The organism is Bradyrhizobium sp. i1.15.2 (genome assembly GCF_040548425.1).
GTDB classification, from domain to species: Bacteria; Pseudomonadota; Alphaproteobacteria; order Rhizobiales; family Xanthobacteraceae; genus Bradyrhizobium; species Bradyrhizobium canariense.
On record NZ_JBEPRQ010000002.1, the window covers coordinates 542,090 to 556,978 of the forward strand.

Annotated in this window: 12 protein-coding genes; 8 read left to right on the forward strand and 4 right to left on the reverse strand. The window is 64.5% G+C overall.

The window, feature by feature from the left end; all coding sequences use genetic code 11:
- Positions 1-49: 49 nt before the first annotated feature.
- Positions 50-2,143, reverse strand: a complete 2,094-nt coding sequence (locus tag ABIB80_RS07365) for a methyl-accepting chemotaxis protein (RefSeq protein ID WP_219682894.1) — start codon at positions 2,141-2,143, stop codon at positions 50-52.
- A 274-nt stretch (positions 2,144-2,417) separates the two neighbouring features.
- Between ABIB80_RS07365 and ABIB80_RS07370 the strand changes: the two genes are divergently transcribed.
- Entirely contained in the window at positions 2,418-2,573 is a 156-nt protein-coding gene (locus tag ABIB80_RS07370) for a Thivi_2564 family membrane protein (protein ID WP_007599832.1), read from the forward strand.
- 152 nt (positions 2,574-2,725) lie between these two features.
- On the opposite strand, the gene ABIB80_RS07375 is transcribed toward ABIB80_RS07370, so the two are convergent.
- The 3 genes from ABIB80_RS07375 to cysD all read right to left on the reverse strand — a co-directional run bounded on the left by ABIB80_RS07375 (position 2,726) and on the right by cysD (position 7,992).
- Positions 2,726-4,891 (reverse strand): malate synthase G, encoded by a 2,166-nt coding sequence (locus ABIB80_RS07375; protein ID WP_007599834.1) that lies wholly within the window; start codon positions 4,889-4,891, stop codon positions 2,726-2,728.
- A gap of 370 nt (positions 4,892-5,261) precedes the next feature.
- Positions 5,262-7,178: an adenylyl-sulfate kinase gene (cysC, locus tag ABIB80_RS07380; protein ID WP_007599836.1), complete on the reverse strand. Its 1,917-nt coding sequence runs from the start codon at positions 7,176-7,178 to the stop codon at positions 5,262-5,264.
- 19 nt (positions 7,179-7,197) lie between these two features.
- On the reverse strand, positions 7,198-7,992 hold the full coding sequence (gene cysD, locus ABIB80_RS07385) for a sulfate adenylyltransferase subunit CysD (protein WP_035995422.1): 795 nt from the start codon (positions 7,990-7,992) through the stop codon (positions 7,198-7,200).
- A gap of 245 nt (positions 7,993-8,237) precedes the next feature.
- Here cysD and cysG point away from each other — a divergent pair, with 245 nt between their 5' ends.
- From cysG to cysT, 7 genes are all read left to right on the forward strand, one after another.
- Entirely contained in the window at positions 8,238-9,674 is a 1,437-nt protein-coding gene (cysG, locus tag ABIB80_RS07390) for a siroheme synthase CysG (protein WP_007599840.1), read from the forward strand.
- On the forward strand, positions 9,671-9,988 hold the full coding sequence (locus tag ABIB80_RS07395; protein WP_007599842.1) for a DUF2849 domain-containing protein: 318 nt from the start codon (positions 9,671-9,673) through the stop codon (positions 9,986-9,988). Before cysG ends, ABIB80_RS07395 begins: the two co-directional genes overlap by 4 nt.
- A gap of 11 nt (positions 9,989-9,999) precedes the next feature.
- Positions 10,000-11,655: a nitrite/sulfite reductase gene (locus ABIB80_RS07400; protein WP_007599843.1), complete on the forward strand. Its 1,656-nt coding sequence runs from the start codon at positions 10,000-10,002 to the stop codon at positions 11,653-11,655.
- Entirely contained in the window at positions 11,642-12,157 is a 516-nt protein-coding gene (locus ABIB80_RS07405; protein WP_007599845.1) for a DUF934 domain-containing protein, read from the forward strand. The genes ABIB80_RS07400 and ABIB80_RS07405 overlap by 14 nt, the downstream gene beginning before the upstream one ends.
- On the forward strand, positions 12,154-12,885 hold the full coding sequence (locus ABIB80_RS07410; protein WP_007599847.1) for a phosphoadenylyl-sulfate reductase: 732 nt from the start codon (positions 12,154-12,156) through the stop codon (positions 12,883-12,885). Before ABIB80_RS07405 ends, ABIB80_RS07410 begins: the two co-directional genes overlap by 4 nt.
- Before the next feature lie 112 nt (positions 12,886-12,997).
- The gene (locus tag ABIB80_RS07415) at positions 12,998-14,011 is read left to right on the forward strand and encodes a sulfate ABC transporter substrate-binding protein (protein ID WP_088941139.1); all 1,014 of its coding nucleotides are present in this window, start codon (positions 12,998-13,000) and stop codon (positions 14,009-14,011) included.
- 87 nt (positions 14,012-14,098) lie between these two features.
- The gene (cysT, locus tag ABIB80_RS07420; RefSeq protein ID WP_007599849.1) at positions 14,099-14,884 is read left to right on the forward strand and encodes a sulfate ABC transporter permease subunit CysT; all 786 of its coding nucleotides are present in this window, start codon (positions 14,099-14,101) and stop codon (positions 14,882-14,884) included.
- Positions 14,885-14,889: the final 5 nt, after the last annotated feature.

Here is a 14,889-nt window from a genome sequence, read left to right on the forward strand (position 1 = left end):
CGCCAGGACGACACCGGCATGTGTGGCTCGTCGTTCCCATATACCCACGCTACGCTGCGCGAATCTTGCCGAGGAAGTCGCTGACCTCATGGCCGAGCTGGCGGCTCTGGCTCTCCAGCATCTCGGAGGCATGCTTCACGTTGTCGGCGGCGGCGGCAGCAGCGTCAGCATCGGATTTGACGCCGGTGATGTTGTCCGAGACGTTCTTGGTGCCCTGCGCCGCAAACTGAGTGCTGCGGGTGATCTCTTGCGTGGCCGCACCCTGCTCCTGCACGGCGGCAGCGATTGCGGTCGCGACCTCGTTCACTTCGCCGATGATGCCACCGATGGTCTGGATCGCGCTGATGGCGTCGCCCGCGACCTTCTGGATGTCGGCGATCTGCTCGGAGATCTCCTCGGTCGCCTTGGCTGTCTGGCTCGCCAGCGACTTCACCTCGGAGGCGACCACGGCAAAGCCACGCCCGGCTTCTCCGGCGCGGGCGGCCTCGATCGTGGCGTTGAGCGCGAGCAAATTGGTCTGCTGCGCAATGGTGTTGATCAGGCCCACGACCTCGCCGATGCGACCGGCCGACTTCTGAAGTCCCTGCACCGTGCCGTCGGTCTCGCGTGCCTGGGTCACGGCGCGGCTGGCGATACCCGCGGCATGCGCGGCCTGCTGGCTGATGTCGTTGATCGAGGCGCTGAGCTCTTCCGCTGCGGCGGCGACGCTGTCGACGCTCATGGAGGCGTCGTTGGAGGCCTTGCCCGCGACCTGAACGCGGTCGTTGGTCTGCCGCGACACCGCGGAGAGATCGCCCGAGGTCTTGCGCATCTCGCCGGAGGCTTCGCTCAACTCGCCGAGCGTCTTGCGCACCGCGCCCTCGAACTCGCCGACATAGGTCTCGACGGCGCGCTGGCGCGCGGAGGCGCCCGCATTGCGTTCGCGCTCCTGCGCCTCGATCGTGAGCTTCTCGTTGGCCTGCTGCTTGAAGGTCTCCAGCGCGCCGGCAAGCGCGCCGATCTCGTCGTTGCGATCGAGATAGCCGCTGTCGACAGCAAGGTCGCCGCCGGCGACCTTCAGCATGGCGTCGCGGATGGTGTTGAGCGGAGTGATGACGCGGCGGCTGACCAGCATGATCGCGCCGACGGCAAGCCCCACGGCGAGCGCCAGCAGCGTAAGCTGTACGATCAGTGCGCGCTCTGCGGCGCCGCGCTGCTCCTGGGTGTGGATCTTGGCAGCATCGAGCGCACCTTCTGCCACTGCGACCGCGCTCGCCATCCGGCCGACCGTGAGCGGGCTCCATTGGTTCGCCGTCATCTCGGGCTTCTCACCCTTGACCAGCGCGTCCGCGAGACGGTCGCGCAAGGCCAGATACTGCGGCTCGAAATAGGAGGTCTTGGCGGAGGCCATCGCGGAGGCGAGCCCCGCCGGCAACTGCATGCCGGCCGTCGACAACTCCAGCGCCTTCCACATCGCGCTCGTGCCGCCGACATGTTGGGTATAGGCGTAGCGGCCCTCCGGCGTGATCTTGCCGGCGGCCAGCCCGGTCGAGACGATCAGCGAAGCTTCGCCTGCTGTGTTGCGGAGCAGCCAGGCGTTCTGTTTGATCGACAGCAACTGGTCGATCGCGGCGTCCAGGTGATTGACGGTGGCGGCCAACGTGTTCGAGAGCTTGTCGAGCGTGTCGAGCAGGCCCTGCGTCGTTTCCATGTATTCCTTGGGCAGGCTGGCGCGGCGCTGGTCCTTCGGCTTGGCGACATCCTCCCAGAACTGCTTCTGCTCCTCGATCAGCAGCTTATAGAGGCGCGCGAGCTCCGGTACCAGAGTGCCCGATTGCGGAAAGTCCATGGCCGGCAGCAGCGCGAGCGCGCGCGCCATGGCGGGCATTTGGGCATCGCGCAGGGCGCGCAGATATTTCTCGATTTCGCCGTCCATCGGCTCGGTCGCGTTCAGCAGGCGGACCGTGGTCGAGCGGTCGGTGCGCAGATTGTGCATCGCCTTGAACAGATCGGCGGACGTGTCGGCGATCTGCGAGATGCGATTGGCGGTCTTCAGGCGATCCCAGGACTCGTAGGCGGTAAGGGAGAGCACGATCACCACGCAGACCGACGTGATCGCGATCACCGCCTTCAGCAGCGCGGATACGGTCAGACGATTCAGCATCGAAGTCCCCCCAATTCCCAATACAAAGTTCGTGAAGTCGCCCCGGCAACAACAGAAAAAGGGGCCCGTAAGACGAGGCAATCGCATGCCGTTTGCGGCTCACGGCCCAAACGGTTTCCGCATCTCAAAGGAAAAGGGTAAAGTTTTAGGCCGGCCGGCTGATCGTAGAAGTACGTATTTACTAGAAGTTGCAGAGGGTTGCGTCGATGGAACCAAGCCGGGAGTTGCGCGTTAGGAGAGGGTCAGCAATTTTGCCTAAAGGGGGGTCCTAGCGATGCTGGTCGGCGTACTCGTCACCTTTCTCGTCGTCATTCTCGTACTTTATCTCATCAACATGCTGCCGATGGACGGCCGCGCCAAGCAGATCGCGCGCGTCGTCGTCATCATCATCGGCATCGTGTCGCTACTGAAATATCTGGCCGTGTTCTAGCCGCGCTTTCGTAGCCCGGATGGAGCGCAGCGCAATCCGGGTCTTGCCCCAATCGATAGCGGCTTCGGATTACGCTCCACTCCATCCGGGCTGCTGCGCCAACAAAAAAGCCCCGGCGTGAGCCGGGGCTTTTGGTGCTCGCCTATTCGGGCCTATCCCGCCCCTTTGGCCTCGCGGCGGCGGGCGGTGAGGATGTATTCGGTGTAGCCGTTCGGCTGCTCGCGCCCCTTGAAGACGAGGTCGCTAGCCGCCTTGAAGGCCGTGCCGTCGAAGGCGGGCGCCATCGGCTTGTAGAGGGGATCGCCCGCGTTCTGCTTGTCGACCACGACCGCCATGCGCTTGAGCGATTCCATCACCTGCGCTTCGGTGATGACGCCCTGGTGTAGCCAGTTGGCGAGGTGCTGGCTGGAAATGCGCAAGGTGGCACGATCCTCCATCAAGCCGACGTCGTGGATGTCAGGCACCTTGGAGCAGCCGACGCCCTGGTCGATCCAGCGCACGACGTAACCGAGGATGCCCTGGCAATTGTTGTCGATCTCCTGCTTGACGTCGTCGGGCGCCCAGTTCGACTTCGACACCGGGATGGTGAGGATGTCGGAAAGCTTTGCGCGTGGGCCGCCCTTGGCGAGCTCCTGCTGGCGCGCGGTGACGTTGACCTGGTGGTAGTGCAGCGCGTGCAGCGTCGCGGCGGTCGGCGAGGGCACCCAGGCGGTGGTGGCACCGGCCTGCGGATGGGCGAGCTTCTGCGCCAGCATGTCCGCCATCTTGTCCGGCGCGGCCCACATGCCTTTGCCGATCTGGGCATGGCCGGGCAGGCCACAGGTCAGGCCCATATCGACGTTCCAGTCCTCATAGGACTTGATCCAGGGCTGCGCCTTCATCTCGTTCTTGCGGATCATCGGACCCGCCTCCATCGAGGTGTGGATCTCGTCGCCGGTGCGGTCGAGGAAGCCGGTGTTGATGAACATGATGCGCTTGGAGGCGCGCTGAATGCAGGCCTTGAGGTTGACGGTGGTGCGCCGCTCCTCATCCATGATGCCGACCTTGAGCGTGTTCTCGGGCAGCGACAGCATCTTCTCGACGCGGTCGAAGATCTCGCAGGTCAGCGACACCTCGTCGGGGCCGTGCATCTTCGGCTTGACGATATAGGCCGAGCCGGTGCGGCTGTTCTTGACCTTGGAGTTGCCTTTCAAGTCATGGACAGCAAGAAGCCCGGAGACGGCAGCGTCGAGCAGGCCTTCCGGAATCTCCTCGCCCTTTTCGTCCAGCACCGCGTCGGTGAACATGTGGTGACCGCAATTGCGCATCAGGAGCAGGCTGCGACCGTGCAATTTCACTTCGCCCTTGCCGTCAGGCGTCTTGTAGCTGCGGTCGTCGTTGAGCGAGCGCGTCAGCGTCTTGCCGCCCTTCTCGAAATCGGCCGAGAGCGTGCCGTTCATCAGGCCGAGCGTGTTGCGATAGACCAGCACCTTGTCCTCGGCATCGACGGCCGCGACCGAGTCTTCCATGTCGAGAATCGTGGAGACCGCGGACTCCATGACCATGTCCGCGACGCCGGCCGGATCGTCCTTGCCGATCGCGCTGGTGCGGTCGATTTTCACCTCGACATGCAGGCCGTTGTTGGCGAGCAGCACCGCGCTCGGTGCGGCTGCGTCGCCCTGGAAGCCCGCGAATTGCGCGGCGTTCTTCAGCGCGGTGGCGTTGCCGCTCTTCAGCTTCACCGCGAGCTGGCCCGCGACCACGCTATAGGCGGTGACGTCGGTGTGACTGCCGGTCGCCAGCGGCACGGCGGCATCGAGGAAGGCCTTGGCCTTGGCGATCACCTTGTCGCCGCGCGCCTTGTTGTAACCCTTGCCGCTCTCGGATGAATCGTGCGGGATCGCGTCGGTGCCGTAGAAGGCGTCATAGAGCGAGCCCCAGCGCGCATTCGCCGCGTTCAGCGCGTAGCGTGCGTTGGTCAGGGGCACGACGAGCTGCGGGCCGCAGATCTTGCCGATCTCTTCGTCCACATTTTCGGTCTCGACCTTCTGCGTCGCCGGCTCCGGGACGAGATAGCCGATCTCCTTCAGGAAGGCCGTATAGGCGTTGAGGTCGAACGCCTTGCCCTTGTTGGCGCGGTGCCAGTCGTCGATCTTGGCCTGCAACGTGTCGCGCACCGCGAGCAGCGTGCGGTTCTTCGGCCCCAACTCCTTGATGATGGCGGCGAGCCCGGCCCAGAACGCATCCGGCGCGATCCCCGTCTTCGGGGCCGCTTCCTTGGCGATGAAATCGAACAGGACGGGAGCGATCTTCAATCCGTGGGCGTCGACGCGTTTCATGATGGGCTTTCTTGTTGGAAATGGCTGTTTTTGGCTGCTTTTGACCCGACAGCAGCAAAATGCGCTCCAAGGAGCGGCTTTCGGGGTCTTATTAGCCCCAAAATCGGGGCCGTGAGAAGGCCCCCAAAAGTTGTCAAAATGTCAAGACGAGGTGGGGAGCGCGGACGCGCCGTGCCCTTGATGCCCGCTGCTGAAGCATTCGGCGCGATCTCTCCCCGGCGTCGTCCTGGCGAAAGCCAGGACCCATTACCCCAGGGAGGAGTTAGGCGAAGACTCGTCCCGGTACTGCTGCCGTCCCAACCGATAAATCACGCGGTATGGGTCCTGGCCTTCGCCAGGACGACAGCACGGGTCGGGGCAGCAGCCCGGCTCAAATATTCGCGGCGAGGTCCACGAGTTCGTCGAACAGCACGCCGGTCGTCTTGAGCATCCGTTCGATCTCGTCCGCCGCCTCGGCGACCGTCCGCGTCGAGGTGTCGATCACGAGCTCAGCGGCTTGCGGCGTCTCGTAGTCGTTGCCGATGCCGGTGAACGACGCGAGCGTGCCGGCGCGGGCCTTCTTGTAGTGGCCCTTGGGGTCGCGCTCCTCGCAAATTTCCGCCGGCGTCGCGACGTGAATCTCGCGGAACGCAGTGTCGGCGATGCGGCGCGCGGTGGCGCGGTCCTCGCGGGCGGGCGAGACGGCGGCGACAATGGCGATGTGGCCGTTGCGGGCGAGATGCGTCGCGACTTCGGCGAGACGGCGGATGTTCTCGCTGCGATCGGCGGCCGAGAAGCCGAGATCGCTGTTGAGCCCGGCGCGTAGCGTATCGCCGTCGAGCAGGATCGGCGAGCCGCCATTGCTGAACAGCCGCCGCTCCAGCGCTTTTGCGAGAGTCGACTTGCCGGAGGCGGGGAGGCCGGTGAGCCAGACCACGGCGCCGTTGTGACGATAGCGCGCGGAGCGCTCGTCGGGCCGCAGCGCGGATTCCACCGGCACGATGTCGACGGGCAGAGCGCGCTGACCGGCGTCGACCGACAGCACGAGACCGCCGCCGGCGATGCGCCCGGACACCTCGATCACGAGACGGCCGGTGCGCGGATTCTCGGTGTAGGGATCGGTGGCAATCGGATTCGAAAGGGAAATGTCGATCTCGCCGACATGGTTGCGCCCGATCGCCTTGTTCTCGACGCTCGACAGCTCGCCGGGATCGACCGCCTTCTCGATTGCGACGACAGTGGCGCGGCTTTCCTTCGGTCCGCAGCGAACCAGGAGCTGGTCGCCCTTGGCCAGCGGCTTGTCGTGCAGCCAGAAGATCCGCGCGCGCAGCCGTCGCGTCTCGCGCGGCGCGCTGTTCGTATGCGCGATGATATCGCCGCGTTCGAGGAACAGCTCGCGGTCGAGCGTGATGCCGACCGAGCGGCCTGCGCCCTGACGTCCTGCGACCGGCGTCACCGGCCAGCTCTCGACCGTCTTGATCCTGGCGATCTTGCCGGCCGGCATGATCACGATTTCGTCGCCGGCAACCAGGCTGCCGGATTCGATCCGGCCCGCAACAATGCGGCGATCGTCGAATTTGTAGATCGCCTGCACCGGCAGGCGCAGCGCCAGCGCTTCCAGCGGCCGCGCCGGCTCGAGCCGGTCGAGCGCCTCGACCACGGTCGGACCCTTGTACCAGTCGATGCGGTCGGTGCGCTCGGCGACGCCGTCGCCGTCACGGGCGGAAATCGGGATCACGGCCGTGGGCTTCACGCCGAGGCCTTGCAGATGCGCCGAGATCTCGTCGCTGATCTCCTTGAAGCGTTCGGCGGAGAAGTCGACGCGGTCCATCTTGTTGACGACGACAGCGACCTGCTTCACGCCGAGCAGATGCAGGAGATAGCCGTGCCGCCTTGTCTGGTCGCGCACGCCTTCGAGCGCGTCGATGATCAGCACCGCGCCGTCGGCCTGCGAGGCGCCGGTGATCATGTTGCGCAGGAATTCGGCGTGGCCGGGTGCGTCGATCAGCACGATGTCGCGCGAATTGGTGCGGAAGCGGATCTGCGTGGTGTCGATGGTGATGCCCTGGTCGCGCTCGGTCTGGAGCGCGTCGAGCAGGAACGACCATTCGAACGGCATGCCGCGCCGCGCGCTGACGGCCTTGAGCATGTCGAGCTTACCGTCGGGCAGGCTGCCGGTCTCGTGCAGCAGGCGGCCGACCAGCGTCGACTTGCCGTGGTCGACATGGCCGACGATGACGATGCGGACCTGCGGACGCGTGGTGCCGTTCGGGGTGGCGGGCGAAGCGGGGGTGACGATCATGTTCATACGACGCTCGCGTCCTTGATCAGAGATAGCCGGCGACACGCAGGCGCTCGAAAGCGTCCTCGGTCTCGTGATCGAGCGCGCGGCCGGAACGTTCCGGCACCTTGGTCTGCTCGAGTTCGATCAGGATCTCGTCGATGGTCGACGCGTTTGAGGCGACCGGATTGGTGATGTCCTGATCACCCAGCGAGCGATAGCGCTTGCCGTTTTGCGACAGATACAGCGGGATGATCGGGATGTTCTCGCGCTTGGTGTAGGCCCAGATATCGGACTCGGTCCAATGCAGGATCGGATGGATGCGCAAATGCGCGCCTTGCGGCGGCGACGCATTGAAATGGTCCCAGAACTCCGGCGGCTGATCGCGCACGTCCCAATTGCCCTCCAAGCCGCGCGGCGAGAACACGCGCTCCTTGGCGCGCGTTGCCTCCTCGTCGCGGCGGATGCCGGCGATCAGTCCGTCGAAACCGTATTTGGCGAGCGCCATCTTGAGGCCCTCGGTCTTGCGCGCGGCGGAACGGGCAGCCGGCGGCAACGTTGGGTCGACGGCATCAATCGGCGGGCAGGGCTCGACGCGTAGATCGAGATCCCATTTCTTGCCGTAGTGATCGCGGAAGCGATACATCTCCGGAAACTTCTTGCCGGTGTCGACATGGAGGGCCGGGAACGGCAGACGGCCGAAGAACGCCTTGCGCGCCAGCCAGATCATGACGTTGGAGTCCTTGCCGAGCGACCACAGCAGGGCAATCTTCTTGAGGCGGCCGAAGGCTTCGCGGAAGATATAGATGCTCTGGGCCTCGAGCTGGTCGAGATGGTCCATGCTCGGTGCCAGGTCGGCAGAAAATTCTTGCGCGGGCACGCGCTCGGCGAGAGCGGGGCTGCTCAGCCCGCCAGCGGTGGAATTGTCCTTGAGAAGATGCATCTCTGCCACTTTGCGTTTGGAGGCGAAAATTCTATAGTTGCGGTGCAAGAGAGAAGAAAAAATTTTCTCTTTGCGCGCTAGAAACGACACATATATAGAAAATAATTCCAGTCAACCCCGGATCTGGGGGGAGCGAGTATCGTATGCGGTTCTTGCCGGTGTTCCTCGATCTCAAGGCCGGTCCGGTGGTCCTCATCGGTGCGGGTGAGCTTCTGCGCGCCAAGCTGCGCGTTCTGGCCGCTGCCGGTGCGCGCATCCGCGTGCATGCGATCGACGGCAATCAGGACCTGGGTCTGAGCTCCGAGGACGCGGCGCGTATCAACATCGCGGCCGCCGACCCGCTGACCGCCGATCTCTCGGGCATCATCGCCGTCGTTTGCGCCGGCGCCGGCGATGTCGGCGTGGCGATGTCGGCCCGCGCCAAGGCACTCGGCCTGCCGGTCAATGTCATGGACGATCTCGCGCATTCGAGCTTCATCTTCCCGGCGATCGTCGATCGCGGCGATGTCGTCGTCGCCGTCGGCACCGGCGGCACGTCGCCGGTGGTGGCGCGGCGCGTGCGCGAAAAGATCGAGGCGCTGCTGCCGGCGCGCATCGGCGAGCTGGCCGAATTCATCGGCGGCTTCCGCAAATCCATCAACGAACGTATTGCCGAGTTTCCGCTGCGCCGCCGCTTCTGGGAGCGCATCATCGACGGCCCGATCGGCGCCGCCGTTCTGGCCGGCCGCAAAAGCGAGGCGGACGCTGCGCTCAAGGCGATCTCCGATCCATCCGCGTTCGCGCGGGCCGACAAGCCGGAAGGCTCGGTCGCGCTGGTCGGCGCCGGTCCGGGTGATCCGGATCTGCTCACCATCAAGGCGCTGCGCGCGCTCCAGGACGCCGATATCGTCTTCCATGACGAGCTGGTCTCGCCCGAGATTCTCGATCGCATCCGCCGCGACACCACGCGCGTGCCGGTCGGACGCCGCGTCGGCAAGCCCGGCATCGGGCAGGACGCCATCAACAAGCGCATGATTGAGGCCGCGCAATCCGGCCAGCGCGTGGTGCGGCTGAAGGGCGGGGATCCCTTCGTGTTCGGTCGCGGCGGCGAAGAAGTCGAAGCCCTGCGTGCCGCCGGCGTTGCCTATTCGATCATTCCCGGCATCACCGCAGGGCTCGGCGGCGCCGCCGATTTCGAGGTGCCGCTCACCTACCGTCATGAAGCCACCCGCATCACCTTCCTCACCGCGCACAAGGCGCGCGACGCGGAAGTCGTGGACTGGTCGACGCTGACCGACACCAGGATGACCGTCGTGGTCTACATGGGCATGACGGCTGCGCCGGCCATACGCGCCGGTCTCCTGGCCGCCGGCCGTTCGCCGGAGACGCCCGTCGGCGTGTTCGCCCGCGTCACGCGTCCCGATGCGCAAGGCGCGATCGGCACGCTGCGCGACCTGCCCGAACTGGTGCGCCGGACCCATGGCGGTCCCGCCATTCTCATCATCGGCGACGTGGTCCGGCATGCCGGCTCGCTTCGCCGCGAAACCGCCGAGAAAACCCCAAAGCAAATCATCTCTGACCTATTGGATGCAGCCGAATGACCTCCCCGCTTGAACAGAAGAAGATCAAGATCGCCGGCCCCTCGGTCGTGACCGCCAATCGCACCTGGGACGGCATCGTGGTGTACCGTACCGCCGCCAAGAGCTGGTCCGCGGACCTGTCGGAAGCTGCGATCGTGCGCAACTCCGACGAGGCGAAAGCGTTGCTTGCCGAGTCCGTGGCCGATGACGTCGGCGCGATCGGTCCCTATATCGCCCCGGTACAGGTCGGCGCCGACGGCAAGGTCGAACCCGGCAATCTGCGCGAACAGATCCGCCGCACCGGCGTGACCATCGGACAGCCGGTCCAGGTTTAAGGCATTCTCTCATGTACGCTTACGACGAAATCGATCGCACGCTCGTCAACGAGCGCGTCTCGGAATTCCGCGACCAGGTGAAGCGCCGCCTCTCCGGCGAGCTCACCGAAGACGAGTTCAAGATCCTGCGGCTTCAGAACGGCGTCTATCTGCAACTGCACGCCTACATGTTCCGTGTCGCGATCCCCTACGGGACGCTGGCGTCGAACCAGTTGCGGGCGCTGGCCCACGTCGCGCGCAAATACGACCGCGGCTACGGCCATTTCACCACGCGGCAGAACATCCAGTTCAACTGGATCAAGCTCGCCGAACTGCCGGACGCGCTGGCTGATCTCGCCGAGGTCGGCATCCATGCGATGCAGACCTCCGGCAACAACATGCGCAACGTCACCTCGGACCAGTGGGCCGGCGTCGCGCCCGGCGAGATCGAGGATCCCCGTATCTGGTCGGAGCTGATCCGCCAGCACACCACGCTGCATCCGGAATTCTCGTTCCTGCCGCGCAAGTTCAAGATCGCGATCACCGCGTCGGATCACGATCGCGCCGCGATCAAGATCCACGATATCGGCCTGCGTCTGATCAAGAACGAGAAGGGCGAAACCGGCTTCGAGGTGCTGGTCGGCGGCGGTCTCGGCCGCACGCCGTTCATCGCCAAGACCATCAAGCACTTCGTCCACGGCCGCGACATCCTCAGCTACATCGAGGCGATCCTGCGGGTCTATAACCAGTACGGCCGCCGCGACAACATCTACAAGGCGCGCATCAAGATCCTGGTGCACGAGCTCGGCATCGAAAAATTCTCGCGCGAGGTCGAGGAGGAGTGGCAGCATATCCGCAACTCCTCGCTCCAGATCGACGACGAGGTGATCGAGGACATCCGCTCGCGTTTCACCTACCCCGCTTACGAGAAGCTGCCGCACAATCCGGACGAACTGCGCCAGGCCGCGGCCGATCCGGATTTCGAGGCATGGCGCAAGAACTCGGTCGCCCCGCACAAGAACCCGGGATATTCCATCGTCACGATCTCGCTGAAGCCGATCGGCGCGCCTCCGGGCGATGCCACCGCCGAGCAGATGGATGCGCTCGCCGATCTCGCCGACAAATATTCCTTCGGTGAGATTCGCGTGGGCCACGAGCAGAACCTGGCGCTGCCGCATGTCGCCAAGCGCGACCTGCCGGGCTTGTGGAAGGCGCTCGACAAGCTCGGGCTGGCAACCCCGAACGTCAATCTGATCACCGACATCATCGCCTGTCCGGGCCTCGACTATTGCTCGCTGGCGAATGCGCGCTCGATTCCGATCGCGCAGGAGCTGACGCGGCGCTTCGCCAACCACGAACTCGCCAATCTGATCGGCCGGCTCCACATCAACATCTCCGGCTGTATCAATGCCTGCGGCCATCACCATGTCGGCCATATCGGCATTCTCGGCGTCGAGAAGAACGGCGAGGAAGTCTACCAGATCACCATCGGCGGCCGCGCCGACGAGAGCGCCGCGCTGGGCAATCTGATCGGTCCAGGCGTCAAGTTCGACGAGGTCGCCGACGTGGTCGAGGACATCGTGGAAGCTTATCTGGCGCTGCGCGAGCGGCCCGAAGAGCTGTTCATGGACACGGTGAAGCGCCTCGGCGTCGAACCCTTCAAGGAGCGCGTCTATGCCACTCGTTAACGGCGGAAAGATCGCCGACGACAGCTTCGTCAAGCTCGCCGTCGACACGCCGCTACCCGAGAGCGGCGATGTCCTGGTCCCGGCCGAGCGTTTCATCGGCGAGGTGGATACGCTGCTCAAGCGGGCCGGCAAGGTCGGCGTGATCTGGCCGAACAATCGCGACATCGCCGAACTGGTGCCCTACCTCGGCAAGATCGCCGTGGTCGCGCTGGTCTTCCCGACCTTCCGCGACGGGCGCGCCTACAGCCAGGCGCGGCTGCTGCGCGAGCGTTACAACTACCGCGGCGAATTGCGGGCCACGGGCCAGGTGCTGCGCGACCAGTTCGTGTTCATGCTGCGCGCCGGCTTCGATTCCTTCGAGGTCAAGAAGCAGGCCGACGCGGAAGCCTTCATGCAGACCGCGAAGCGCTATTCGGTGTTCTACCAGCCGACCGGCGATGGCCGCATCACCGCGCTGCACCGGCGCATGCAGCTGCGCCACTCCGAAGGTGTCGGCACATGAGCGTCATCGCGCCTCAGGTTTCGCCCATATCCGGCTCTGCGCCGCCTTCGGCGCAGGAACTTGATCGTGCCTTGCGCGATGCCTCGCCCGCGGAGGTCATCGCAGCGGCCTTGAAGGCGGTCGGTCGCGACAAGCTCGCGCTGGTGTCGTCCTTCGGTACGGAATCGGCGACGCTGTTGAAAGTCATGGCCGACGTCGATCCGGCGATCCCGGTGATTTTTCTCGACACCGGCTGGCTGTTTGAGGAGACGCTTGCCTATCGCGATACGCTGATTGCGATGCTCGGCCTGAAGGATGTCCGCTCGATCAAGCCGGCGGAGGAGACGCTGGCGCGCGAGGATGGCGATCGCGACCTCTGGTTCTCCGATCCGGATGCCTGCTGCCGTATTCGCAAGGTCGAGCCGCTGGCGCGTGCGCTGAAACCGTTCGATGCATGGCTCAACGGTCGCAAGCGCTTCCAGGGCAGTACCCGCGCCGACATTCCTGTGGTCGAAGACGATGGCACAAGGTTGAAGTTCAACCCCTTCGCCAATGTCTCGCGTGAGGAACTCGAAGCGATTTTCGTCCGCGCCAAATTGCCGCGTCATCCACTGGCCGCCTCCGGTTTTCTGTCGGTTGGGTGTATGCCTTGCACCAGCAGAACGGCCGAAGGCGAGGACGCACGCGCCGGTCGCTGGCGCGGCCGAGCGAAGACAGAATGCGGCATCCATACGATGAAGATTTCGTAGCACAGTCGCGCTGCCCGGCTACGAACAAGGAAATCCGGTTCCGTTGACTTGAGCGCGTTTCGACCCGAGTTATGCCCGCATGCCATCGATGACACAGATGTCGTCGAGGTAAATGGAGATGGACATGATGCGCCGTATCGTCCCGCTCGCGGCAGGCCTCCTCGTGACGGCTTCTTTGGCAAGCTCGGCTCTCGCTGCTGACATCAATCTGCTGAACGTGTCGTACGATCCGACGCGCGAGCTCTATGCCGAGTTCAACAAGTCGTTCGCGGCTGCCTATCAGAAGGAAACCGGCAAGAGCGTCGAGATCAAGCAGTCGCATGGCGGCAGCGGATCGCAGGCGCGCGCGGTGATCGACGGATTGCAGGCCGACGTGGTGACGCTGGCGCTTGCCTACGATATCGACGCCATCGCCGGGAAAGGGCTCACCGCAGCCGACTGGCAGAAGCGACTGCCGCAGAATTCATCGCCCTATACCTCCACCATCGTGTTCCTGGTGCGGAAGGGCAATCCCAAGGCTATTAAGGACTGGGACGATCTGCTCAAGCCGGGCGTTGCCGTGATCACGCCGAACCCGAAGACGTCGGGTGGTGCGCGCTGGAATTATCTTGCCGCCTGGGGCTTTGCGCAGAAGAAATACGGCTCGGCCGACAAGGCCAAGGACTTCATCGGAAAACTCTACCAGCAGGTTCCGGTGCTGGATACCGGCGCGCGCGGCGCCACCGTGACCTTCGTCGAGCGCGGCGTCGGCGACGTGCTGCTCGCCTGGGAGAACGAGGCGTATCTCGCGCTTAAGGAATTCGGCCCCGAAAAGTTCGAGATCGTCGCGCCGCCGCTGTCGATCCTCGCCGAGCCGCCGGTTACGATTGTCGACAAGGTCGCCGATAAAAAAGGCACCCGCAACGCTGCCGACGCCTACCTTCAGTACTGGTACACCAAGGAAGGTCAGGAGATCGCCGCGCGCAATTTCTATCGTCCTCGCGATGCCGAGATCGCGAAAAAATACGAAAACGCCTTCGCCAAGGTCGAACTATTCACGATCGACAACGTTTTTGGTGGTTGGACCAAGGCGCAGAAGGAACATTTTGCCGACGGTGGCGTCTTCGATCAGATTTACAAGAACTGATCGGGCGCCGTCGGAGGGGCTTTAGCAGGGGGCCTGGTGAGCGTAATCGCAGCACGACGCCGGACATTGCCGGGCTTTGGTCTCACCATGGGACTGACGCTTTCCTGGCTGACCCTGATCATCCTGATTCCGCTCGCCGGGCTGTTCCTGAAATCGCTTGAGCTGAGCCCCGAGCAATTCTGGAACATCCTCTCCAGCCGCCGCACCCTGAACGCGCTGCGGGTGTCGTTCGGACTCGCTTTCGCGGCGGCCTGCGTCAATCTGGTAATGGGCAGCATCATCGTCTGGGCGCTGGTGCGCTACCGCTTTCCGGGCCGGCGCATCTTCGATGCCATCGTTGATGTGCCGTTCGCACTGCCGACGGCCGTTGCCGGCGTCGCGCTGACCGCCCTGTTCGCCGAGAAGGGCTGGCTGGGTGCGCCGCTTGCCGCGCTCGGCATCAAGGTGGCGTTTACGCCGGTCGGCATCTTCGTCGCCATGATCTTCATCGGCATCCCCTTCGTGGTGCGTACGGTGCAGCCGGTGCTCCAGGATATCGACCCCGAGATTGAGGAAGCCGCGGGCAGTCTCGGCGCCAGTCGCTGGCAGACCATCATTCGCGTGATCCTGCCCTCGCTGGGGCCGGCGCTGCTCACGGGCCTCGCGCTCGCCTTCGCCCGCGCCGTCGGCGAATACGGCTCGGTGATCTTCATCGCCGGCAATCTGCCCAACGTCTCCGAGATCGCGCCGCTCCTGATCGTGATCCGGCTATCGGAGTTTCGCTATGCCGACGCGACCGCGATCGCCGTCGTCATGCTCGTCGTCTCCTTCGTCATCATCTTCGCCGTCAACCGGCTCCAGCGCTGGGCGCAGAGCCGGATACCTGTGCGCTGAGGAGG